Here is a 21,587-nt window from a genome sequence, read left to right on the forward strand (position 1 = left end):
CAACAGCCGCGAGAGCGCCGCCAGCAGGGCACGGTCTGCATCATTGAGATCGGGACGGTGCACGTGACGGCGTAGGACGGCGACTTGATGCCGGAACGCGAGGATCTCCACTTCCTTGCTCCGGTCACCACGCATCAGCAGGAGCCAGAGTCGGAGGACGTGGCCGAGGATGAGGTACAGGAAGGACCAGAACACAACCAGCCAGGATGGCCGCTACCTCACCGTGGTCGAGCCACCAACCTGCACAGATCCACAGCACTCACCCAGTTTCCGCACCCCACAGGTATCAAGCAGCGGCAGCTACCGAAAAACCTGCTGCCTGACGTACCGGTTGGGCTGAACGACTTCGGCCACCTGACCGTGCGAGACGCCAGTGGCAAGCTCCAGGCATCCGTGCCGATGTTCTTCTGTCCCAACTCTCCCGATCCGGACCGGTTGTCTCCGAGCGCACCGGCAACTTCCCCCTACCCCGTGGAATGCGCTAACGACCCGTTCCCTCTCGGTCAGGTATGGGGAGTACAGAAGGACTGGGCGATCGACCCGCTGCAGTCCGCCATACCTCTGCAATTGCCTACAGGCACTTATCGGGTAACCGAGACGGTCGCCCCCGCCTATATTCGCCTGTTCCACCTGACGGCAGCCGACGCCACGGCAAGCGTGAACGTCACAGTCGTCAACGGCTCGCCAGCCTCACCGCACCAGGCAGCACCGCGGCGACCGGCCCCCTCAATATCGACGACCTCGCCGCCTCCGCCATGGGCGCCGCCACGAGGACCGGGTGCATACAGCGAAACGCTACCGGCCCTGCCACAGGCCCAAGACCTGAAAGAGCCGCCTAAAAACGCGCTTCCCGACCTGATCCCGCTCCCCGCGTTCCAGATCGGCACCAGCACCGAAGCGAGCAAGGATCTGCTGAGCTTCGCCGCCGCAGTCTGGGTGGGCGGCAACTCCCCCCTCGACATCGAAGGCTTCCGCCAGCACGCCTCACCAACCATGGACGCTTACCAGTACTTTTGGCGAAACGGCCATGTCATCGGACGTGCTCGCGCCGGAACGATGGGCTTCGATTCCGACTCCGGACACGACCATTGGCATTTCAAGAAATTCGCCGAATATCGCCTGCTCGACAGCAACAAAAAACTCATTCTACGAAGCAACAAGGTAGGATTTTGTATCAGCCCTACCGACCCCGTCAACCTGCTCCTACCGCACGCGACGTGGCAACCACCAGCCATCGGATTCACCGGCCAATGCGGCTCCCCGACCGCCCTGTGGGTACGGGAGACGATGCCGGTCGGTTGGGGAGACACCTACCTCCAGCACGTTGCCGGCCAAGCCTTCGACATCACCAACCTCCCCAATGGCATTTACTACGTGGAAACCACCGCCAACCCCCAAAAAGTCTTGCACGAGACCACCACCACCAACGACAGCTCACTGCGCAAGGTGATCCTTTCGGGCACAGCCGGCCAGCGCACCGTGAAGGTGCCCGCCTGGAACGGCATCGATCCAGAAGGATGAACAACCGAGCCCGAAGACGCGGGGTCAAAATCGATCTCGGCCAGGCGTCGAAGGCGGCGAGCTTGATGGCCAAGTCGTCGGTGGGTAGATGCCGAACCGGTTGATGTGCTCGGTGAGGTAGGGCGATAGCTGCGCCAGTTGGCCTCCTACTCCCGAACGTGACCCCAGCCCCAAAGTAGGTGGCGGGTATCGATGTTCGGTCGACGGCACGGATGTCCCGAAGTGCTCTGTACCGGAGTTCGGGCGGCGCCGAACAGCAGCCGAGCCCGCGATCTCGACGCCGATGATGACGTGACCGATCGACGCCGCGCTTGGCGCGTGGCCAGCACCGTCGCCTTGGGGACAGCCAGCACAGCCCTGGTTACGGCATGTCGAATGAGGTTGTGCTGCTGCGCTGATCGGTGTGGGGGGTGTCGGCGAGTTTTGCGCCGAGGACGATCAGGGCGGCTCCCATCAGTGCGGCTGCGGAGGTGGTGAGGGCGGCTGTGGTGAATCCGAGGGTGTTGGTCAGTTCGCCGAAGGTGTACGGGGCGATGGTCGCGCCACTGAAGACGCCGACCTGGACGGTGTGTCCGGCGGTCTCGGCGCGGCAGGGGACGAGACGCAGGGCGGTGGCCAGCAGCAGTCCCGTCCAGCCCCAGCCGGCGGTGAAGGCGAGTATCGCGCCGAGCAGGAAGGACACCGGCGAGCCGAGGGCGATCAGGGCGAGTCCGATGGCTCCGAGGACCATCATCGCCGCCACCGTGGCGGTGTTGTGGCGGGGTGCGCGGTCGGCGATGGCCCCGGCGGCCAGCCGGACGAGGACGGCCAGGATCGCGCTGGCCGACAGCAGGTCGCCCGCAGTTCCGGAGGCGAAGCCGGCTTGGTGGGCGAGCTGGATGAAGTAGGAGGCGGCCGCGTTGTTGCCCGCAGCCGACAGCGCCGCAGCTGCCGCCCATAGGACCAGCGTCGCGCGGACGCCGCGCAGGTCCCCTGTCGATCGTGGGCGGGCGACCGGTGCGGTCGTGGATGGTGCGTCGCGGGTCAGCCGCGCGAGGACGATCGGGATCAGGGCCGTGGCGGAGGCGATGAGCATGGCGGTGCGCCAGCCCCACGGACCGACCACGAATGCGACCAGCAGCGCGGGGATCAGGCTGGATGCTCCGAGCGCCGCGCCGACCATGCCGGAGGCCAGCGCGCGCCGGTGGGCCGGGGCGCGGGCGGCGATGAGCCGGGCGGCGGCGGGCTGAACGAGGCTGTTGCCGGCACCCGCCACGATCAGCGCGCCGACCAGCGCGGCCGCGTTCGGCGCGGTCGCGACGACCAGGAGGCTCGCCGTGGTGATCAAAGCGGGAAGCGCCAGTGCGAGCGGCGTGGCCAGCCGCCCGGCCAGGCGTTTGGCGAGCCCGGAGGACAGGGCGGACGCCGCGTAGAAGGTGCTCATCGCCAGGCCGAGTGTCATGCGTGACAGGTGCAGGTCGGCAGCGATGGGCGTGGCCATCGCCCCGATGGCGAATCCGGGCATCACGGTCACGGTCGCGGTGAGCGCGGCGGCGGTGATGGCAGGCCATGGGCGGACAACGGCGATGGTGGTCTGCTCGTTGATACGGTGCGCGGCCGTGATCATGGCGGCTCCTCGGTGCGCGGTGGCGCGGCCCGTTCCAGGGACCGCGCCACCGGTGGCGGACGGTCAGGCGACGGGGACCCAGGTGAACCGGCCGTCGGGGCGGCGTTCGGCGCGTCCGAAGACCACGTCGGCGAAGTGGCCGCCGTAGCCGATGGTGTCGGGGCGGCTCAGCTCTTCGACCAGGCGGCGACGGTGCTCGGCGGATTCGCCGGGGTCGTGGTCGATCCCGCAGGACCATTCGGGGTGGGTGACCTGGACCGGCGCGTGCAGGGCGTCGCCGAACGCGATGAGCCGCCGGTCGCCGCCGGTGATGGTGTAGGTGGTGTGGCCGACGGTGTGCCCGGCCGCGAACGAGGCCCGGACACCGGGGAAGATCTCCTCGCCGTCCTCGATCGCGCGGACTCGGTCTGCGAAGGCGGCCAGACGTTCCTCGGTCGCCCCGCCCTCGGCGGCCAGGCCGCGTCGCTCCCATTCGGGCGCCGCGACGAAGTGGGCGGCGTGCGCGAAGGGCGGCGCGTCGGTGCCGGGCTCGGTGGTCCAGGCCCAGCCGAGGTGGTCGGTGTGCAAGTGGGTGATGGCGACGGCCTCGATCTGGCGCGGCTCGCGGCCCAGCCGCCGCAGGCCGTCCAGCAGCTCACCGCCGTACAACCGTCCCAGCAGCGGGTTGGCCGGGTCGTCGGGGTAAGACTCGGGTCCGAACCCGGTGTCGATGAGCAGCGCCCGGTCACCTCGCTCGACCAGCAGCGCGCCGATGCCTGCGACCAGAAAGCCGTCGTCGTCGAGGTGGTCGCGGTAGGTCGCCCAGTCGGTGGCGGTGGCGGCGGGCAGCCAGCCGCGCGGCTTGAGCCGGACCAGCCCGTCCGGGACGTAACTGATCGTCAGGTCGCCCATGCGGAGTGAACGAGCGCGCGGTGCACTGCTCAGCCGCGCGCGGTCGAAAACGGTCGTTGTGGTCATGGTCCTGCCTCGTTCTCGGAACGGTGTCGTCGGGCGGCGACACGAGGAGAAATTACAACTAGAACAGTTCTAATTGCAATCATCCGAGTTGCAGTAAACTCAGGGCTGTGGCCACTGAGCGCGAGACCCGAACCCAAACCGACCGCCAGCTGTGCGGGCTGGTCAACGGCCTGGCCAATCAGATCGAAGCCCACCTTCGGGCCCGCGCGGCCACCCTCGGCCTGACCGCCTCCCAAGGCGCCGCGCTGCGCGAGCTGACCCGCCCCATGACCTTGCGCGAACTCGCCGGCCGGATGAGCTGCGAGCCCTCCAACGCCACCTTCGTCGCCGACCGCCTCGAAGAGCAGGGCTACCTCGAACGCCACCCACACCCCGACGACCGCCGTGCCAAGCAGCTCGTCCTGACCCCCAAGGGCACCGAGCTTCGCGAACGCCTCCTCGACCTGCTCTCCGAAGACTCCCCCCTTGCCCCTCTGTCCCCCGAAGAGCAGGACATCCTGCAGCGCCTCCTCGCCCGCGCCCTCATCCGCTGACCCGCTCCGATGGGCCTTCAAGGAGGCGTCTATACCGGCCGCAAACCCGCACTCACCGACGAGCAGGTGCACCAACTGCGTGAGTGCGCCACAGCCAGTGAACGGAGATCCGTGCTGGCCAAGGAATTCGGCATCAGCTGCGAGGCGGTTGTCATCGAAGCCCAGGGCATGCACCGCGCCGCAGAAACCCGGCGACCGGCGCGGTGAGCAGATGCGCGCCACGGTCCAGGCCGAGGCGCTGGCCGCCGACCAGCTCCTGGCCGAGCTGGAGACCGGGCTGGCCGGCCTGACCGACGCCGCAGCCCTGGCCGACGTCCGCCAGCGCTCACAGGCCGAACGAGTCACACTGCTGGACTGGCTGGACCGCCCCGTCAGCGGCCAGGCCGTGCAACCGTGGGACCGCGGCGACTTCGCCCTGTGGCGCAGCGAAGGCCGCTGGTTCCTGTACGACCCGGACGGACAGCAGGTCGAAGACGACCACTTCGGGTACGGCGGCACGCTCTCGCCACGCGCCGTCACCGCAGCGCAGCGCGCAGCCGCCACCGCCATCCGCCGGATCACCGGCCGCCGAGTCACCGGCTGGGACCCCGACCAATCCTCCCGCTCCATCCACGGCGACTCCTCATGGCACGCCACCCTCAGCTCCTGAAGGGAACGGTGGGCCAAGTTGACTGGTGATCGCTACCGCTAGTCCTCGGCCGGATAGTCCCGGTACCCCACCCCCAACTCAGGTCCGGGTGGAGATATCCGACCGAGACTCGGGGCTCGTCACCCAGGCGGAGGAGGATGCGGGACTGCAACGTTGAGGAGTATGGCTCTGGCTCTCAGCCCATGGGGACGGGCTGCGGTGGTGGCCAGGGCAAGCCCCGGGCGATCTCCACGATGTCGGCTTCGGTGGGGATCAGCGGGCTGGGGCTGCCGTAGATGCTGTTCGCCAGATTGTGGAGTGGGATGCGCGGTGTCTGGTCGTCTGCCGCCTCATTTGTACCGTAACGTTGGTTCGTTCATGTCGGCCGGACGGGTGTGCGTATGCTCGAGACCTGGCTCAACTCGCGTGATCTTCCGGATACGTCACTGGTCCTGGCGGTCCGTGAGGTCACTGCTGATAATGCGCTCGATGGCGAGGTTGTTCGTGCGTGGCTGGGCAAGGAGTTAGCCCGCAATTATGTGGGGGCCGCTGAGCGTCGGCTCCTTGAGGACACCTTCCGGGACCTGGGTATGCACAAGGTCGCCGAGCATCTGGCCAGGCATAAGTTCCCGACCGCACCGGTGAGTTCGGGGGAGGCGCTCAGCGGGGCGCTATTCCGGAAGGTCGATCGGTGGTGTGTGCCGATCCTGAAACTCCGATACAAGCAGCGCCCGAATCAGCCGGTTCAGGGCGCGGACTTTCTAGGGTTCCGGCTCAGCCGTGATCCGGCCGTCGTGACCGCGCCGGAGGTGAAGACCCGTACGACGAAGCAGTTGGATGTTGGTGTCGCGGCCGTCTCCAGCCTGCAGGGTGTGCTGGACGACCTGCCGTCCAGCATCCATCGCGGCGAATTCGGTGTCGTACTCGCTACGCACGTCAGCGACCATCGCCACCGCCCGCCGGCGTAGCTCCGCAGAGTAAGGGGACTTCCGAGCCATGACTTGATCTTCCCTCCTGATCAAGTCTCCAATGAACCCGGGGTGACCCACGCGCGGTTCTGTGTCCGGTTCGTGGTGTGGCCTGTGGTCGTGCTGGGATGCGAACAGGGGTCACGTCCACGCGGGTGGTGTATGAGCCAGCCTTCGCGTGATCCGTTTCTGCAGGTTAAGCGGTGATCGCCTGCGGAGCCGGGTTCTCGTCCGGCGTTTCGCCATCCACGAGTCGTAGGCGGGCTTTGGCGAGGAATTCCAGGCCCATGTAGCGGCGGGCTTCGGTCCATTCGTCGGTTTGTTCCATCAGCACCGCGCCGACCAGGCGGATGATCGCGGCCCGGTCGGGGAAGATCCCGACCACATCGGTGCGGCGCCGGATCTCCTTGTTCAGCCGTTCCTGAGGATTGTTGGACCAGATCTGCCGCCAGATCTCGCGTGGGAAGCCGGTGAAGGCCAGCAGGTCATCACGGGCCTCGTCCAGGTGCGCGGCGGCGTCGGGATATTTGGCCTCCAGACTGGCCACCACCCGGCCGTGCTGGGCATGGACTTCTTCGGCGGCGGGCTGGTCGAAGATGGTCCGCACCAGCGTGGCCACCCACGGCTGGGCCGATTTGGGGACCTTGGTCAGCAGATTCCGCAGGTAGTGCGTCCGGCAGCGCTGCCAGGACGCGCCGGGCAGCGTGGCGGCGATGGCCTCGACCAGGCCGCGGTGGGCATCGGAGATGACGAGCTGGACCCCGGTCAGGCCGCGGGCGATCAGCCCGCGCACGAACGCCAGCCAGCCGGCGCCGTCTTCGGCGGAGGTGACCTCGATCCCGAGGATCTCCCGGTGCCCGTCAGCGTTCACGCCGGTCGCCACGAGCACGTGGACGTTGACGGTGCGGCCGCCTTCGCGGACCTTCTGGGTCAGGGCGTCCATCCAGACGAAGGAGTACGGACCGGCGTCCAACGTCCGGTTCCGGAACGCGGTGACCTGGGCGTCCAGGACCTTGGCCATCTCGCTGACCTGGCTCTTGGAGATGTGCTTGATGCCCAGCTGGTCGACCAGCTTGTCCACCCGCCGGGTCGAGACCCCCAGCACATAGGAGGTGGCGATGACCGAGACGAGGGCCTGTTCGGCCCGGCGGCGGCGTTCCAGCAGCCACTCGGGGAAGTATGACCCGCTGCGCAGCTTCGGGATCGCCAGCTCGATCGTGCCCGCGCGGGTGTCCCAGTCCCGCTCCCGGTAGCCGTTGCGGCGGTTGACACGCTCGCCCGAGCGTTGCCCGTACTCAGCACCGCACAAGGCATCGGCCTCGGCGCTCATGAGCGCTTCGGCCATGGTCTTGACCATCTTCCGCAGCAGATCCGGCTCACACGCCCCGAGCTGCTCGGCGAACCACCCGGCAGGGTCCACACTGTCACTGACGGCCATCGCGTTGGTCTCCATCGATCTTGACTTCGCATCTCGAAGGATCACGCGATGGCCGTCTCAGTTCACGACGCCACGCCTCTGATCAGCGGAAACTCGTACACCACGTCCGTCAGTATCAGGCTGTTCGGCGTGTTGAGGGCTCGCTCCACCACGTCCTGCCCCGTTGTTTGGTGGCCAGGTCCACTTGTGCGGCCCGAGACGCGCTGGACCGGTCGGTCGGTGTGGCTTGATAGGAGCGTGGCGCTGATGGCCCCGACTGAGGTGTGCCCTCCGACCGGTCCGGTTCCCCCGGCTGTTGAAGGAGGATGGACACAGTGGTCGTACTCGGCATCGACGCGCACAAGCGCAGCCACACCGTCGTCGCGGTGGATCAGCTCGGACGCAAGCTCGGCGAACGCACCCTCGGCACAGCCACCGCCGACCATCTGGCGCTGCTGGCATGGGCCGAACGGTTCGGCGATGAGCGGCTGTGGGCTGTCGAAGACTGCCGGCACCTGTCCCGGCGTCTGGAACGCGATCTGCTCGGCGCCGGTGAGCGCATCGTGCGCGTCCCACCCAAGCTCATGGCCCACGCCCGCGACGCCGCCCGCAGCTACGGCAAGTCCGACCCCATCGACGCCCTCGCCGTCGCCCGCGCCGCGCTGCGTGAGCCGGATCTGCCCACCGCTCAGCTCGACGGCCCCAGCCGGGAAGTGCGGCTGCTGGTCGACCACCGCGAGGACCTCGTCGCCGAACGCACCCGCATCATCAACCGGCTCCGATGGCACCTGCACGAGCTCGATCCGGCCTGGCAGCCACCGCCCCGCTGCCTGCACCGCCCGAAACACTTGAACGAGCTGACTCACAAGCTGGCCTGCCTGCCCGGCATCATCGCGATGCTCTGTCGCGAGCTCGTGGACTGGTGCCGCCAGCTCACGACCCGGATTACCAGCCTCGACGCCGAGATCACCGCCAAGATCGCCGAGCTGGCGCCTGCTCTGCTGGCCATCCCCGGCTGCGGTGCCCTTACCGCGGCCAAAATCGTCGGCGAGACCGCCGACATACGCAGATTCCGCTCCCGCCACGCCTGGGCTCGCCACAACGGCACGGCTCCTCTTCCGGTCTGGTCAGGCAACCGAGAACGCCACCGCCTCAGCCGGACCGGCAACCGCCAACTCAACGCCGCGCTGCACCGCATCGCGATCACCCAGGCCCACTACCACCCCGACGCTCGCACCTACCTCACACAACGGCGGACCAACGGCGACACCTCCTCCGAAGCCATCCGAGCACTCAAACGACGACTATCCGACGTCGTTTACCGAGCCCTCCTCACCGACGCCAACCGAACCAGCCAGCGCGACACCCTCGCCGCTTGACATAGCAGCAAGTGGACGCAACCCGAACAGGCACGGTTCCTCAAGATCATGGAGTTCTCGACGCCCTGTGATCTCGATGGAAGACCGTGTCTGCCGACGTGTCATCTCCGATTCCGCTTACCCTTCACCAACTGCGTGATCAGCCCGAAGCCGGACCCGGCGAGCTGCCGGGGTTGCTGGAGTGCCTGGCCGAGGTGCCCGATCCACGTGATCCACGTGGAGTGCGGCACGCTCTGGTGGGTCTGCTTGCCCTCTCGGCGTGCGCAGTACTGGCCGACGCCACCTCGCTGCTGGCGATCGGTGAGTGGATCGCCGATGCTCCACCGCAGGTGCTGGAGCGGCTCGGCGCACGTTATGACCCGTTGACCCGACGACATCGGGTGCCCGACGAGGCGACCGTCCGCCGGGTGCTGACCCGGATCGACGGTGACGCGTTCGACTGTGCGGTGGGCCGGTGGCTGGGTGACCGCGCAGCGCTGACCACTGCGGCCGGGAAGCCACGCGGTCTGGCCGTGGACGGCAAGAGCCTGCGCGGTGCGGCCAAGGCGGCAGGGCGCAAGGTCCATCTCCTCGCGGCCCTGGACCACGCCAGCGGATAATCGGGTCAGTCCACGGGTGTCGGTCCGTTGGCCGTGACACGGTAGGCGCCGGAATCGAATTCGCTGTCGGTTGCCAGGGTTGCGATTTCCTGACCGACTCGCTTGGGGGTCAGTGTGGGATCGAGGCGCTGCAGGAAGCTGTCGAGCGAGACACCTTCGCGCTGGGCATGTGCGGTGGCCGCGGCGTGTCCCAGTGCTGTGCCCGCGTTGAGCCCGGGTACTGCCGAGACGAATCGGATGCCGAGCTTCGCGCGGTTCGATTCCTCTTCTGCGAATCCCGTCATGAACAGGATGGTCGCCTTTGCTCCGGAGTATCCGCCGCCGATCGAGGACCCCTGAAGTGCGGCACCGCTGGAGACGGTGACCACCGTGCTCCCCGGATCCAGGGGGGCCAGCAGCGCCTCGCGTGTCCAGTTGAATACGTGGCGGACGTCGACCTCCCAGTTGCTGCTGAACGTCTCCCAGCTGTATTTGTGCAGCGGCCGAAGCAGCGGGTGCGCACCTGCGTTCAAGACCAGGATGTTGGGGTGATAGGTGTCGACGAGCCGGCCGGCGGTGACCGGGTCTGCGGCGTCGGCCGGAACGGGTGTGAACTCCGCCCCGGCCTCGTTCTGCACGGCATCCAGCTGTTCCCGGTCGCGAGCAACACCGATGACGTGGACACCTGCGTTGACCAGGGCGATTGCCGTCGCACGCCCGAATCCACGGCTTGCTCCGGTGACTATGGCGGTACGGGTGGACATCGTCTCCTCCAAGGGCGAATGCTGACCGGTGTCTCACAGGTACTGATCCCGCCGACGTGGGAAACTCATCGCCGCAGACGTCACGTGGCTGTGTCGTGAGCGGATCCTTCATGGTCGATGGTCATCGGAAGATCGAACAGTTCGAATACCGCGGGCTGGAGGAACACGACTATTCGCGCGATCCCGCCGGGTGCGGGCGTGAGCACCTGGAGCGCGTCAGCATGGTAGGAACCGTCGGCGTGCCGCTCGTACATGGCGGCAGCAGGTTGGCCGTTGGCCGAGGTGGCGACCACTCGGAACCGGCCGGGCCCCGTGAGAATCCGCGACTTCCAGAAGCCGATGATGGCGGCACGGCCGGAGAACCAGGTCGACAGTGGCGGCATCTCCAGGGAGGCGTCGGCCAGCAAAATGCGCTGCAAGCCCGGAATGTCGGCACGCTCGAACGCGGCCATGTATGCATCCAAAGTCTGCTGTTGATCGGGTCCGAGTGTGTCGCTGACGGTTTGCTCGGATGGTGCGGCTTCTGCCAGTTTGTCCCTGGCGCGCTGCAGCAAACCGTTGGCCGCCGCGGGGCTGATGTCGAGCAGTCCGGCGACCTCCGACGCTCGAAACGCCAGCACGTCGCGCAGCAGCAACACGGCGCGTTGCCGTGGCGGCAGATGCTGAAGTGCCGCCACGAACGCCAGCCTGATGCTCTGCCGTTGCGCAACGGCATCTGCGGGATCCTGTGGTTCTGATGCCGGGTGCCCGAGTGCGGTCGGGATCGGTTCCAACCACGGAATCTCTAGACGTTCGAGCGTGTGGTCGCCGGTGGGTTCCTCGACCGGATTGCCCAAGCCGGATGGCAGCGAGCGGCGATGGCCCTTCTCCAGCTCCCGCAAAGCGGCATTCGTAGCGATCCGGTAGAGCCAATGCCGGAGCTTGGACCGGCCCTCGAAGCCACCGATCGAGCGCCAGGCCCGCAGATACGTCTCCTGAACCACATCCTCCGCGTCGTGCACCGAGCCGAGCATGCGGTAGCAGTGCACCAGCAACTCCCGGCGGTACGGCGCGAACAGGACCGCGAACTCCTCGCCATCGATCGACACGGCCACGCTCTCGAATCCACGACTTTCTCCGGTGACTACGGCGGTTCGTGTGGACATTGTCTCTCCAATGCGAGTGCTCCTAGGTGTCTCTGAGGTATTGATCCCGCCGACACGGAAAACTCATCGCCGGAGCCGTCGCGCGGTGATCGACACTGCCACGGTCTCGTCCAGGCCGGGACCCCCAGCCGGCTCGGATTCCGCTCGGCGGTGAGTTTTCGGGATCTCTCGGATCACTACAACGAACACCGAAATCGAGCTTGTCGAAGAGCAGGAGACGACAACCATGCGTAGGGTCATCGCAGCTTTCAAGATCTCGGCCGATGGGAAGTACGCAGGGCCGGACGGATACCCGGACTGGGTGGACGGCTGGCCGGACGACTACGGCTCGTGGCTGACGACGCAGATCGATGCGTGCGTGCTCGGCGGAGGGATGTATCCGCTGTACGAGCAGTACTGGACGCAGGTCGCGGCCGCGCCCGACGAGGTTCACCCGCTGAGCGGGCACGTGCCCACGGCGGCGGATGTCGAATGGTCCGAGTTCGCGGCGAAGACCCCGCATTACGTGGTGTCGAGCACGCTCACGTCGGTGACGTGGCCGAACGCCCAGATCCTGGCGGACCTGGGCGCCGTGGCGGCGATGAAGCAGGAACAAGGCAAGGACATCTACCTGATTGGCGGCTCGGCGATCGTGGGTGCCGCCATCGACGCCGGTCTGGTGGACGAGCTGCGCCTGATCGTCTATCCGCTGATCGTGGGCGAGGGCAAGGCGTTGTTCTCGTCGTCGGCGCGGCACGCGATGGAGCTGCAGAAGGTCGAGCAGTTGCCGGAGGGCCGGTTGAGCCTGGTGTACGGAATCGGGCGGTGACGGAGTTCGATCGCGGGGCCGTCGAGAACGGTGGCTGCGGGTTTGTACGCCCAGGTCTGTCGCGGCGGGCAGGACCGGAGACCCAAGCCTGAATCCACCGACCCTGGTCGGTAGTTAAGTGGTGGGTGCGCCTCCGGCGCACCCACCACCTGGTTTCGAGTGTGGATGCTCGGTCGACCCCAACGTATAGGTCGGATAGGCCGTTCACGTCCACGGGAGTGGTGTATGGGGTCTGTGTGACCTTCCGTCCGGTTCCTGCACCCTTTTCTCTACGCTTGCGGGCATGGAACGCGCCTGTGGGAGCCCAGAATTCGGCCACTGCCTGTGACCTGGGACTTCTCATTTGGCATACAAGCGCCGCCCGAGCGCGGCAGGATCCGGGTTCGTGGCCTTGCGACTCGTCTATCTGATCTTCATCAAGCTCCTCGGCGCCATCGCTCTGCTCCTGCGCTCGGATGTCTCCAAGGAGGCCGAGATTCTGGTGCTGCGGCACCAGCTAGCAGTGTTACGCCGTCAGGTCGCCCGGCCCAGACCATCGTGGGCCGATCGTGCCCTGATCTCCGCACTGACCCGGCTGCTTCCGAAGCCACGCCGGATCGTGCTGATGGTCACGCCCGGCACGCTTCTGCGCTGGCATGCCGATCTGGTCAAGCACCGCTGGACCTACAAGTGCAAGACACCGGGCCGCCCGCCGACGCGCCCGACGATCCGCTCGCTGGTGTTGCGCCTGGCCGCGGAGAACCCGACATGGGGGTACCGCCGGATCGCCGGGGAACTCGCCGGGCTGGGCCGGAACGTCGGCGCTGCCACGGTCTGGAGGATCCTGCACAAGGCCGGCATCGACCCGGCGCCACGACGATCCGGGCCGAGCTGGGGCCAGTTCCTGCGTGCCCAGGCATCCGGGATCCTGGCTTGTGACTTCTTCCACACCGACACGATCACCTTGGCGCGGCTCTACTGCTTCGCCGTCGTCGAGCACGCCACACGCCGCGTCCATATCCTGGGCGTCACCGCCAACCCGACCGCCGACTGGGTCACCCAGCAGGCCAAGAACCTGATCCTCGACCTGGGTGACCGGGCAGGCGGCTTCAAATTCTTGATTCGTGACCGCGACGCGAAGTTCACCGCGATGTTCGACGAGGTCTTCCGCACCGAGGGGATCGATGTGGTGCTCACCGCTCCGCAGGCTCCACGGATGAACGCGATCACCGAACGCTGGGTCGGCAGCGTACGCCGCGAACTCCTCGACCGGACCCTCATCGTCAACGCCCGCCACCTGCGCAAGATCCTCGCCGAATACGAGTCCCACTACAACAACCACCGGCCACACCGGGCGCTGAACCATTCCAGCCCACTCCGACCACTCCCCAACCCCGCCCAAGCCGGCGCCGACACCGATATGAAGATCACCAGGCGAGACAGACTCGGCGGCCTCCTACACGAATACGCCCAGGTCGCATAGGGCTAGCCGAATTACGGGCACCCACAGGAGTGGGGTTCTGTACGGGGCCTTCCTCCCGGACGACGGCGGGAGTGGCAGGAGCCGTCCGACTGTGGCCACTGAGGCGCACCCCCTTGGTCGGTCCTAGGATCACCCCATGGACAACGCGCTGGGCCCGGAGGAGGTGACCCGCCTCCTCGACGGCATGGGCTTCTTCCAGAAGCGGGCACTGAAGAAGGCCGGCTTCAAATGGGACGGCCTGCACCGGATAGCCAGGAACCGGTACGGCGCCGGCCTGGTCGAGGCCGTACTGGCCTGCCACACCGACCTGCTAGGCCGCCCACCCCGCGACAACGAGCCCGAGAAGGCCAAGGCGGCTCAGCGCTACCCCGGCGTCAGCGCGGTCACCACCTGGGGCGGCTTGTCCGTCTCTGCGAGCGACCGCGGCCGCCTCAACATCGACCCCGACCTGCTCGCCGAACTGGACGCCTCCACCAAAGCCCGCAAGAAGGCGGAGAAGGAGCAGCGCCGCCGCAACCCCAACGGACGCATACTCCCCTGACCCCGGCCTGGCGGCCCCGTTCTTCGCCCGGTAGGCCAGGGCCCACTGCCATGCCTCCCGCTGTAAGCACCTGCGCAGATCGGCGACCTCCGTGGCGTCGTCCCCGAGACCCTCCTCTTCTGGCTCATAGCCGTCGCGTCAGCCCTTGACCGCGCCGGAGGTGAGGCCCTCGACGATGTACCGACGGGCGAAGCCGAACAGCACCAGCGTGGGAATCACCGACACGACGGTGGCGGCCGACATGGCGCCCCAGTCGATGTCGTACTGCGTGATGAAGGAGTTCATCGCGACCGGGATCGTCTTGGCGTCCTCGCTGTCGATGAACGTGATGGCGAGGAACAACTCGTTCCAGCACTGGACGAAGGCGAAGATGAAGGTCGCCGCGATGCCGGGCATCATCACCGGGACGATGACGCGGACCAGCGCCATCAGCCGCGAGCAGCCGTCGACCATGGCCGCCTCCTCCAAGGCCGGCGGGATCCGCTCGTAGAAGCCGCGCATGATGATGGTCGAGAACGGCACGAGCATCGCGACGTACACCAGCATCAGCCCGCTCAGCTTGTTGAGCAGGTCGAAGCCGGACATCATGAGGTACAGCGGGCCCAGCGCGATGAACAGCGGGATCATCTGCGTCACCAGGAACGCCAGCATGATCGCTCCGCGTCCGGGAAAGTCGAACCTCGCCAGCACGTAGCCGCCCAGCACGCCGATCGCGGTGACCACGGCGGCCGACACCAGCGAGACGAGAAGGCTGTTGCCGAGGTAGGTCCCGAAGCTCGCGAAGCCGAACAGCTCCCGGTAAAGAGCGAGCGGGATGTCCATGCTCACCATCGGCCTGGTCATCGAGAACATCTCCAACGAGTTCTACTCGCTGCTGGCAGGCGCCGTGGAGAACGCCGCCACCGAGCACAACGCGCTCGTCGTCTACGGCAGCTACGAGGAACGCGGTGAGCGGGAGCGGATGCTGGTCGAGTCGATGTTCGCCCACGGCGCCGACGCACTGATCATCGTGCCCGGGCCGGGTGGCCACTCCTGGCTGGCCGAACACCTCGCCAGCGGCCTGACCGCCGTCTTCGTCGACCGGGTGCCGGACGGGGTCCCCGGTGCCGACGGCGTCGTGCTCGACAACGCCACCGGCGGCCGTCTGGCCACCGAGCACCTGCTCGCGCGGGGGCATCGGCGGATCGGCCTGGTTTCCGACGCTCGCCGGTATCCGTCGGTGCACGAGCGTGCCGAGGGGTACCGTGACGCCCTGCGCGAGGCGGGCGCCGGCGTCGACGAGTCGCTCGTGGTCTTCGAGGCGTTCGACCCGCCGCACGTACGTGGCGAGGTGACGCGGCTGCTGGAGGATCCGGATCCGCCCACAGCGTTCTTCGCCACCAACAACCGCGCCGCAACAGGCGTCCTGCAGGTGCTCAAGCAGCGCCCCGCCGACCCGATCGCCCTCGTCGGTTTCGACGACTTCGCCTTCGCCGAGGTGTTCTCCCCAGGCGTGACCGTCGTGCGCTACGACATCTCCCAGCTCGGCCGTACAGCCGTCGAACTGCTGCTCGGCCGGGTTCGCGACCCGAGGCGCCGTCCGCAGCAGATCGTCATGCCGGTCGAGCTCGTCGTCCGAGGCTCCGGCGAGGTACGTCCCTGAACCCGACCGCTCCCGCGCGCGTACATCGCGAGAAGCGCCACCGCAGGCTTCGCCTCCGTTCCGATGGGCACTTAAAGCGCAGCTGGGCCATCCGGCGATCAGCCGGCCGACACAAATTCTAAAAACGCAAACTTGGTCATCATGGCCCCCGGACCACGCGCCTCCCGCCTGGCTCTACGTGCGGCTCGCTTCCGCCGCTTTCCGGATGCCCTCGATATCTACCGATCGGTCGACCGTGGCCACGCGCGGGTCGGTTCTGCCGTACGGACAGGCTCAGCCTGTGATCTGTGCTTTCTCGTGGGACGGGGCCACCGGTCCCGTCCCACTCTTAGATCACAGATTTACACGATCTTCCTCACAGGTCTGCCTGTCCGGATCCCTGCCGAGCCTGTTCTGGGATCATTGCGGCACGTACTGCGGCACGATCTCGGATATCTTCGGCGCCGGGCTCCCCTCGTTCCATGACAGGCGCACGGCGGTGGTCTTAACGCCGTGCGCGGGCAGCAGGGTGTAGGACCGGCCGGCCGTGAGGTGCCCGATGGTGCGCCAGGTGCCGCCGACGAGCAGCTGAACCGTGGCGCTCGCCGTCCCGGCACCGGGTTGCAGGATCAGCACCGAGCCCAGGGGCTTTGCGGATGGCAGCGCTACCGTAAGCGCGTCACCTGAGGCAGGGGCGTTCGCACCCTGGTAGGAGGTGTCCAGGTCGCCGTCGGCTGCGGCGGCGAGTGAAGAGCCGGTCGCCGCTGCCGGCGTGCCGGACACCGTGGGGATCGGGATCGACGGGGTTACCGTGAACTCGCGTACCACGACCCAGTTTCCTTGCGTCGCGGTGGCGCGCAGACGTACGTAGCGGGCAGTGGTGCCGGCCGGGGCGGTCGCCTTCACCTCGGTCGTATTGCTGAAGTCGCCGAGTGAGTGCCAGGTCGTGCCGTCGGCGGAGTATTCCAGCGTTCCCTGGTGGATGTAGTCCTGGTCGCTTGTCGGTTTGGACATGAGAATGTCCACGCTGCTGACCGGCCGTACCGAGCCAAGGTCCACGCCGACGTAGTCGCCCACCGTCGGCGGCCCGTCTGACCAGTAAAAGGTATTGGGGTCGCCGTCGGCGAGGTTTGCCGGAACATTGTTCTGGTAGGTGCCCATCGAGGTGGTCGCGGCAGGGCGGGTGGGCACGATGTTCAGGGCGGAGGCGTACTCGTTCTCCGCGGTCTTCACAAAGGTGTCCGCCACCCCGTCACCGACCAGTACCCCGTGCCCGGTGGCCTCTTTGACCAGCGTGGACAATTGCTGCCGTTCGGCCCAGGCGGCAGACGAGTGCCCGGTGCGTTGCCGGTCGAGCATGTCCACAGCGGTGACCATGGCCTTGCCCCAGTCCTGCGTGGCATCCAGCCATGCCGTGGTGTCGGCGAGGAACCCTTGCTGCGACTTCGGCAGACGCCCGCGCAACTCGGCGGGCGCATGCTCGACCTCGGTGAGGTACGGGCGCAGATCGATCACCGCTTTGGACGGGTCGGTCGGCCATTCGGCCCAGAACCGTTTTATCGCCGAGGCGAGCTGGGGGGCCTGCGGAGTGCCGAGAGGCGAGCTGTAGCTGAGGTCGGCGAAGGTCCGCAGTGCAGCGGTGGCCGCCGGGTCACCGCCTGCGAATTCTGCCAGCGAGGCATTCCAGGAACGGTCCGGATCGTAGGCGCCGGAATCCCAGAGGTAGTCCGCGACAGTGAACAGCGCGACCTTTGACGCGTACGGCTCGATCATCGGGTTCGCCGTCAGGCCGGCCAACTGCCCGGTCACCCCTGGCTCGCGACCCGTGTACGGGGCGAGGAACAGTCGATTGGAGGCGTAATCGTTGACCGGGTAGTTGTCCCAGACGAGAATCTTGTGCCCGAAGACCTGCGCCGCCTGCTGCGCCTGGGCGGTGGTGATGGCCTTCGCGATCACCCCCTCGCCGGTCCACTCGACCAGCACGTTCGGATCCAACTGCTTGGCGATGGCGGATTTATAGGGGCTCGGCGAGGTGTCGTAGTACTCCGTCGGCACCATCTGCAGGGGCTTGGCGCCAGGATGGGTGGCGATGAAGTCGCGCTGTACCCGGTTGAGCAGGTACGCCTGCGCCGCCCCGGCCGCGCCGCCGCCGGTACCGAACCTCGCCTTGTCGGCAGCGCAGTTCCAGCTCGTGTAGCTGATGTCGTCCAAAGGGATCGCGAAGGAGCGTACGCCGATGTCCCACAGCGTCTGGAACTTGGTGACCAGTGCACTCTCATCGGCGTCGGAGCTGTAGCAGACGGACAGGCCAGGTGAGAGGGCGTAGGTGAAGGCCACATGGTCGGCGGTGGCCCGGTCGACCAGCGTCTTGATCACCGCGAGCTTGTCCGCGGGGTACGGGTCACGCCACCGCGACCGCAGGTACGGATCGTCCTTGGGCGAGTACACGTAGATGTTCATCTTGTGCGCGGCGTAGAAGTCGAGTTGGTCCAGGCGCGCCGGATCCGACCAAGGAGTGCCGTAGAAGCCCTCGATCACACCACGCAACGCGGTCGACGGCCAGTCCCGCACGGCGAGGCCGGTGAAGCTGCGACGTACGGAGCGTCCGGTGGGCTCAAGGATCTGGCGAAGCGTCTGGGCAGCGTAGAAGGTTCCCCCTGCGTCGGCCCCGGCGAGCACGATGCGCTGGCGGCCGGCACCGAGTTCGTAGCCCTCGGCGGACAGGCCGCCGGTGCCGGGCAGGCCGAGCGCGCTCAGGGCGCCCGCCGACGCCGGCGTCTCACTCGGCCCACCGATGTACACGGTCAGCTCCCCAGGGGCGGGCGCGCCGGTACGCAGAAAGGTCCGCGCCCCGGCGGCGCGCAACGCAGCCTCGGTGACGGCGATCGCCGATGCGTCCGCGGACGGCCCCGCGATCACCGCGACCCTGGGGGTGACGGTCACATGGCCGGTGCCCTTGATCAGCGACCGCGGGACCGGATAGATCTGCGGAACGCCGGCCTCGGCGTTCACCGTCACGCCGGGCAGCACGGGCACTGCCGCGCAGATCGCAAGCGCGACCGCGACCGCCGCCCGCCTGATGAGTGGTGGAACATACCTCCGCTGCAAAGCGCCCTCCTGGCGTCATTGTGGGTAAGGAGTGCGAGGCTCGTGAGTGCTCTCGTCCCGTCGACCGCCCGATCGGCGTGGGTCAGTGGAGCGTGCGTTCGAAGGTGATCGGTTCGGCTTGGGTTTGGTGCAGGTCGAAGATGAGGATTTCGTTGTGGCCGGGCTTGAGCCAGGGGGCCGGGCAGTAGAGGCGTCGCTGCGGGCCGATCTGCCAGTATCTGCCGAGGTTGTGGCCGTTGACCCAGACCACGCCCTTGGTCCAGCGTGACACGTCGATGTAAGTGTCACCGACCGATCTGAGGTGTGCGGTCGCCCGGAAGAAGATGCCGGGCCGCGACGGGGTCCGCGCGCCGCGTTTCAAAGTGGCGATGAAGTGGTCGTCCATCGGCAGGAGGAACGCCTCCCAGCCGGTGAGGTCGCCGGTCAGGGATCCGGCGTCGCGCAGGGCGACCGATTCCAGGATCCCCTTGCGATCGACCAGGGCGTGGCCGTAGTTGGTCCGGCCCATTCCCTCCACGAGGACGTCCAGCCGCGGGTGGTCACCGACCTGGCCGGCCGGGGGTAGCGCGAGGGGTGTGTTGTTGTTCGTCACGTGCAGGGTGTTGGCGACCTCGTCGGGGATCAAGGGTCTGGAGAAGCCGCCTACGTAGGCGTCGTCGAGGAAGACCGTGGCGTAGTCGTGCACCCATCGGATGTCCAGCGTGCCGCCGGCATAGCCTGCGAGTTTCCTGCGGTAGAGGATGAATCCGGAATTCTGGCCGTACATCTCGAACGGCCGCGGGTGAACGGTCTGGTCCGCCGGCAGCGCGGTGGGAAGGTTGTCCCACAGCGACGCGTACGGCTCGGGTGTGAGGGAGATTCCGCTGATCGTGGGAATCGGTGCGGGAACCTTCGTCGGTGGGGTCGTCAGATAACCGCCAATCAGGCTGCGGTACGTGTGGTACCTGGCCGTACCCACGCCCTGCTCACTGATCGGCGCCTCGTAGTCGTAGCTGGTGATATCCGGCTGGTAGTGCCCGGAGGAGTCGTTGGCATTCGCCCCGGCGAAGAATCCGAAGCTGGTGCCGCCGTGGAGCATGTACAGGTTGAAGGACAGGCCGGCTTCCATACACCCCTTGATCGTCTCTGAGACGTCAGAGTCGGCGCCCTGGAAGGTGCTGTCCCCCCAGTGGGTCAGCCAGCCCGGATACACCTCGCCCGCCATGGCCGGTACCGATGGGTAGGCCTTGCGTGCCGCCGCGATCGACGGCGCGTCACCACCGCTCAGCGCGATCGCACCGCCGGGCACGCTGGTGTGGTTGTTCAGCAGTTGCCCCAGCCCGTCCTCGGTGTAGAAGGGCCCGCCGATGCCGTTGTCGAGCCACAGCCGGCGCAGCTCGGCCAGGTATTGCGCGTCGCTTCCATAGGAGCCGTACTCGTTCTCGATCTGGATCATCAGGATCGGCCCGCCGTTGGCCACCAGGAGCGGCCTGACCCTTGGTGCGAGTTCCCTGATGTACCGCGTGACGGCCGCCATGTAGTGGGGATCGTCGGCTGTCTTGACGCGCAGCTTGATGTCCGGATGACGCAACAAGTACGGGGGGATCCCGCCCAGATCCCACTCGCCGCACACGTACGGTCCGGGCCGCAGCAGGACCCACATGCCCTCGGCCTGACACAGCCGAATGAACGCCTCGACGTTCCGCTGGTCGGTGCGGAAATCGAAGACGCCCGGCCGTTCCTCGATGTAGTTCCACATGACATACAGCGCGATGGTGTTCAGCCCCATGGCCTTGGCCATCCGGATGCGATGACGCCAGTACCGGACAGGGATACGCGCGGGATGCATCTCACCGCTACGAATCTGGAAAGGCTTGCCGTCGAGCAGGAACTCACTGCCGTCGGCGGCGAACCCGAACGAGTGCCCTCCCTGCTCAGCCTCTGGTGTCGCGTAGGCCGGGTCGATGGTGGCCGCCATCGCCGTGAGTGAACTCAGGGTGCTGACCAGCAGGAAGCGACGTCTGTCCACGATTGTCTCCCAAGTGATGTCTCGGGCAGGTACGGCCGCGCCTGGAAGCTATTACGAGAGCCGATGATTGTCCATGCTCGATCCGGGCCGCTTATGAGCACATATGAGCACGGCGAGTTGAGAGCGTCGCGCTGCGCATCGCGTATCCTCGCGCACTCGCTGTCATCGAAGAGCGGTACGTAATAGCCGGGGGACAACGCCGGACCAGGCGTTTCATATCCACTGTGGGCAGGTCGGCGTCCGGCCCGGACCTTCACCGGTGTGGCCGATGCACGCCCGGCCGCTGCGTGGCAGCGCCCTGCCCGCGGCCAGAAGTGGTCGGACCATTATTTCGCCCGTAAGGGTTGACCGCATCGCACAACGATGCGACGATCCCGACCGTCACAGCTCTGGCCTCGCAATTGTCGCGGTCGTTCGGACGCGTCGTGAATCCTGGGAGTGGATTCGGCAGCCGAGTCTTCCGGGTTGATCCGCCGCCTGGGCCGCCAGTGGTATGACCTCGAACGTCGCCGAGGCGAACCGGCGGCCGCGCCCTCCCGGCTC

The 21,587-nt window shown here is 67.1% G+C and carries 18 protein-coding genes; 10 read left to right on the forward strand and 8 right to left on the reverse strand.

All coding sequences use genetic code 11. The features are described from left to right. Positions 1-159: 159 nt before the first annotated feature. Positions 160-1,521, forward strand: coding sequence for a lysyl oxidase family protein (locus AB0I04_RS51805; RefSeq protein ID WP_360903237.1), 1,362 nt, complete (start codon positions 160-162; stop codon positions 1,519-1,521). Positions 1,522-1,882: 361 nt separating this feature from the next. Here AB0I04_RS51805 and AB0I04_RS51810 read toward each other — a convergent pair whose 3' ends face one another. Then, positions 1,883-3,127, reverse strand: a complete 1,245-nt coding sequence (locus AB0I04_RS51810) for an MFS transporter (protein ID WP_360903240.1) — start codon at positions 3,125-3,127, stop codon at positions 1,883-1,885. A gap of 63 nt (positions 3,128-3,190) precedes the next feature. Further along, positions 3,191-4,084: an MBL fold metallo-hydrolase gene (locus tag AB0I04_RS51815; RefSeq protein ID WP_360903243.1), complete on the reverse strand. Its 894-nt coding sequence runs from the start codon at positions 4,082-4,084 to the stop codon at positions 3,191-3,193. 107 nt (positions 4,085-4,191) lie between these two features. Here AB0I04_RS51815 and AB0I04_RS51820 point away from each other — a divergent pair, with 107 nt between their 5' ends. The 3 genes from AB0I04_RS51820 (at position 4,192) to AB0I04_RS51830 (ending at position 6,213) form a co-directional block, all read left to right on the forward strand. Beyond that, complete coding sequence (locus AB0I04_RS51820; protein WP_360903246.1) at positions 4,192-4,617, forward strand: MarR family transcriptional regulator; 426 nt, start codon at positions 4,192-4,194, stop codon at positions 4,615-4,617. A 211-nt stretch (positions 4,618-4,828) separates the two neighbouring features. Continuing rightward, positions 4,829-5,266 (forward strand): hypothetical protein, encoded by a 438-nt coding sequence (locus AB0I04_RS51825; RefSeq protein WP_360903249.1) that lies wholly within the window; start codon positions 4,829-4,831, stop codon positions 5,264-5,266. A gap of 380 nt (positions 5,267-5,646) precedes the next feature. Beyond that, a complete protein-coding gene (locus AB0I04_RS51830; RefSeq protein ID WP_360903252.1) occupies positions 5,647-6,213 on the forward strand; it encodes a hypothetical protein in 567 nt (188 codons plus the stop codon). A gap of 196 nt (positions 6,214-6,409) precedes the next feature. Here the strand turns inward: AB0I04_RS51830 and AB0I04_RS51835 are convergent, their stop codons facing one another. Next, a complete protein-coding gene (locus tag AB0I04_RS51835) occupies positions 6,410-7,651 on the reverse strand; it encodes an IS256 family transposase (RefSeq protein WP_360903255.1) in 1,242 nt (413 codons plus the stop codon). A gap of 305 nt (positions 7,652-7,956) precedes the next feature. Between AB0I04_RS51835 and AB0I04_RS51840 the strand changes: the two genes are divergently transcribed. Next, complete coding sequence (locus AB0I04_RS51840) at positions 7,957-9,009, forward strand: IS110 family transposase (protein ID WP_360903258.1); 1,053 nt, start codon at positions 7,957-7,959, stop codon at positions 9,007-9,009. A 98-nt stretch (positions 9,010-9,107) separates the two neighbouring features. After that, a complete protein-coding gene (locus tag AB0I04_RS51845; protein ID WP_360903261.1) occupies positions 9,108-9,608 on the forward strand; it encodes a transposase family protein in 501 nt (166 codons plus the stop codon). A 5-nt stretch (positions 9,609-9,613) separates the two neighbouring features. On the opposite strand, the gene AB0I04_RS51850 is transcribed toward AB0I04_RS51845, so the two are convergent. Further along, a complete protein-coding gene (locus AB0I04_RS51850) occupies positions 9,614-10,363 on the reverse strand; it encodes an SDR family oxidoreductase (protein WP_360903264.1) in 750 nt (249 codons plus the stop codon). A gap of 68 nt (positions 10,364-10,431) precedes the next feature. Further along, entirely contained in the window at positions 10,432-11,496 is a 1,065-nt protein-coding gene (locus AB0I04_RS51855; RefSeq protein ID WP_360903267.1) for a sigma-70 family RNA polymerase sigma factor, read from the reverse strand. A gap of 226 nt (positions 11,497-11,722) precedes the next feature. Here AB0I04_RS51855 and AB0I04_RS51860 point away from each other — a divergent pair, with 226 nt between their 5' ends. The 3 genes from AB0I04_RS51860 (at position 11,723) to AB0I04_RS51870 (ending at position 14,307) form a co-directional block, all read left to right on the forward strand. Beyond that, positions 11,723-12,304 carry a dihydrofolate reductase family protein gene (locus tag AB0I04_RS51860; RefSeq protein WP_360903270.1) on the forward strand — a complete coding sequence of 194 codons (582 nt, stop codon included), beginning with the start codon at positions 11,723-11,725 and terminating at the stop codon, positions 12,302-12,304. A gap of 385 nt (positions 12,305-12,689) precedes the next feature. Then, on the forward strand, positions 12,690-13,766 hold the full coding sequence (locus AB0I04_RS51865) for an integrase core domain-containing protein (RefSeq protein ID WP_360903273.1): 1,077 nt from the start codon (positions 12,690-12,692) through the stop codon (positions 13,764-13,766). Positions 13,767-13,902: 136 nt separating this feature from the next. After that, on the forward strand, positions 13,903-14,307 hold the full coding sequence (locus AB0I04_RS51870) for a hypothetical protein (protein WP_360903276.1): 405 nt from the start codon (positions 13,903-13,905) through the stop codon (positions 14,305-14,307). Between the two features lie 138 nt (positions 14,308-14,445). Here AB0I04_RS51870 and AB0I04_RS51875 read toward each other — a convergent pair whose 3' ends face one another. Beyond that, complete coding sequence (locus AB0I04_RS51875; RefSeq protein WP_360903279.1) at positions 14,446-15,150, reverse strand: carbohydrate ABC transporter permease; 705 nt, start codon at positions 15,148-15,150, stop codon at positions 14,446-14,448. Here AB0I04_RS51875 and AB0I04_RS51880 point away from each other — a divergent pair. Next, positions 15,122-15,949 (forward strand): substrate-binding domain-containing protein, encoded by an 828-nt coding sequence (locus AB0I04_RS51880; RefSeq protein ID WP_360903282.1) that lies wholly within the window; start codon positions 15,122-15,124, stop codon positions 15,947-15,949. The genes AB0I04_RS51875 and AB0I04_RS51880 overlap by 29 nt on opposite strands. 399 nt (positions 15,950-16,348) lie before the next feature. On the opposite strand, the gene AB0I04_RS51885 is transcribed toward AB0I04_RS51880, so the two are convergent. Further along, a complete protein-coding gene (locus tag AB0I04_RS51885; RefSeq protein ID WP_360903285.1) occupies positions 16,349-19,036 on the reverse strand; it encodes a beta-N-acetylglucosaminidase domain-containing protein in 2,688 nt (895 codons plus the stop codon). A gap of 82 nt (positions 19,037-19,118) precedes the next feature. Further along, on the reverse strand, positions 19,119-21,044 hold the full coding sequence (locus AB0I04_RS51890) for a beta-galactosidase (protein ID WP_360903288.1): 1,926 nt from the start codon (positions 21,042-21,044) through the stop codon (positions 19,119-19,121). Positions 21,045-21,587: the final 543 nt, after the last annotated feature.

The organism is Actinoallomurus sp. NPDC050550 (assembly GCF_040655075.1).
In the GTDB taxonomy this organism is placed as follows: domain Bacteria; phylum Actinomycetota; class Actinomycetes; order Streptosporangiales; family Streptosporangiaceae; genus Actinoallomurus.

Excerpts from the sequence above, each read along its gene's own strand:
- AB0I04_RS51810 (WP_360903240.1), bottom strand. The coding sequence starts at position 3,127 with ATGATCACGGCCGCGCACCGTATCAACGAGCAGACCACCATCGCCGTT.
- AB0I04_RS51815 (WP_360903243.1), bottom strand. The coding sequence starts at position 4,084 with ATGACCACAACGACCGTTTTCGACCGCGCGCGGCTGAGCAGTGCACCG.
- AB0I04_RS51825 (WP_360903249.1), top strand. The coding sequence starts at position 4,829 with ATGCGCGCCACGGTCCAGGCCGAGGCGCTGGCCGCCGACCAGCTCCTG.
- AB0I04_RS51830 (WP_360903252.1), top strand. The coding sequence starts at position 5,647 with ATGCTCGAGACCTGGCTCAACTCGCGTGATCTTCCGGATACGTCACTG.
- AB0I04_RS51835 (WP_360903255.1), bottom strand. The coding sequence starts at position 7,651 with ATGGCCGTCAGTGACAGTGTGGACCCTGCCGGGTGGTTCGCCGAGCAG.
- AB0I04_RS51840 (WP_360903258.1), top strand. The coding sequence starts at position 7,957 with ATGGACACAGTGGTCGTACTCGGCATCGACGCGCACAAGCGCAGCCAC.
- AB0I04_RS51855 (WP_360903267.1), bottom strand. The coding sequence starts at position 11,496 with ATGTCCACACGAACCGCCGTAGTCACCGGAGAAAGTCGTGGATTCGAG.
- AB0I04_RS51860 (WP_360903270.1), top strand. The coding sequence starts at position 11,723 with ATGCGTAGGGTCATCGCAGCTTTCAAGATCTCGGCCGATGGGAAGTAC.
- AB0I04_RS51870 (WP_360903276.1), top strand. The coding sequence starts at position 13,903 with ATGGACAACGCGCTGGGCCCGGAGGAGGTGACCCGCCTCCTCGACGGC.
- AB0I04_RS51880 (WP_360903282.1), top strand. The coding sequence starts at position 15,122 with ATGTCCATGCTCACCATCGGCCTGGTCATCGAGAACATCTCCAACGAG.
- AB0I04_RS51875 (WP_360903279.1), bottom strand. The coding sequence starts at position 15,150 with ATGACCAGGCCGATGGTGAGCATGGACATCCCGCTCGCTCTTTACCGG.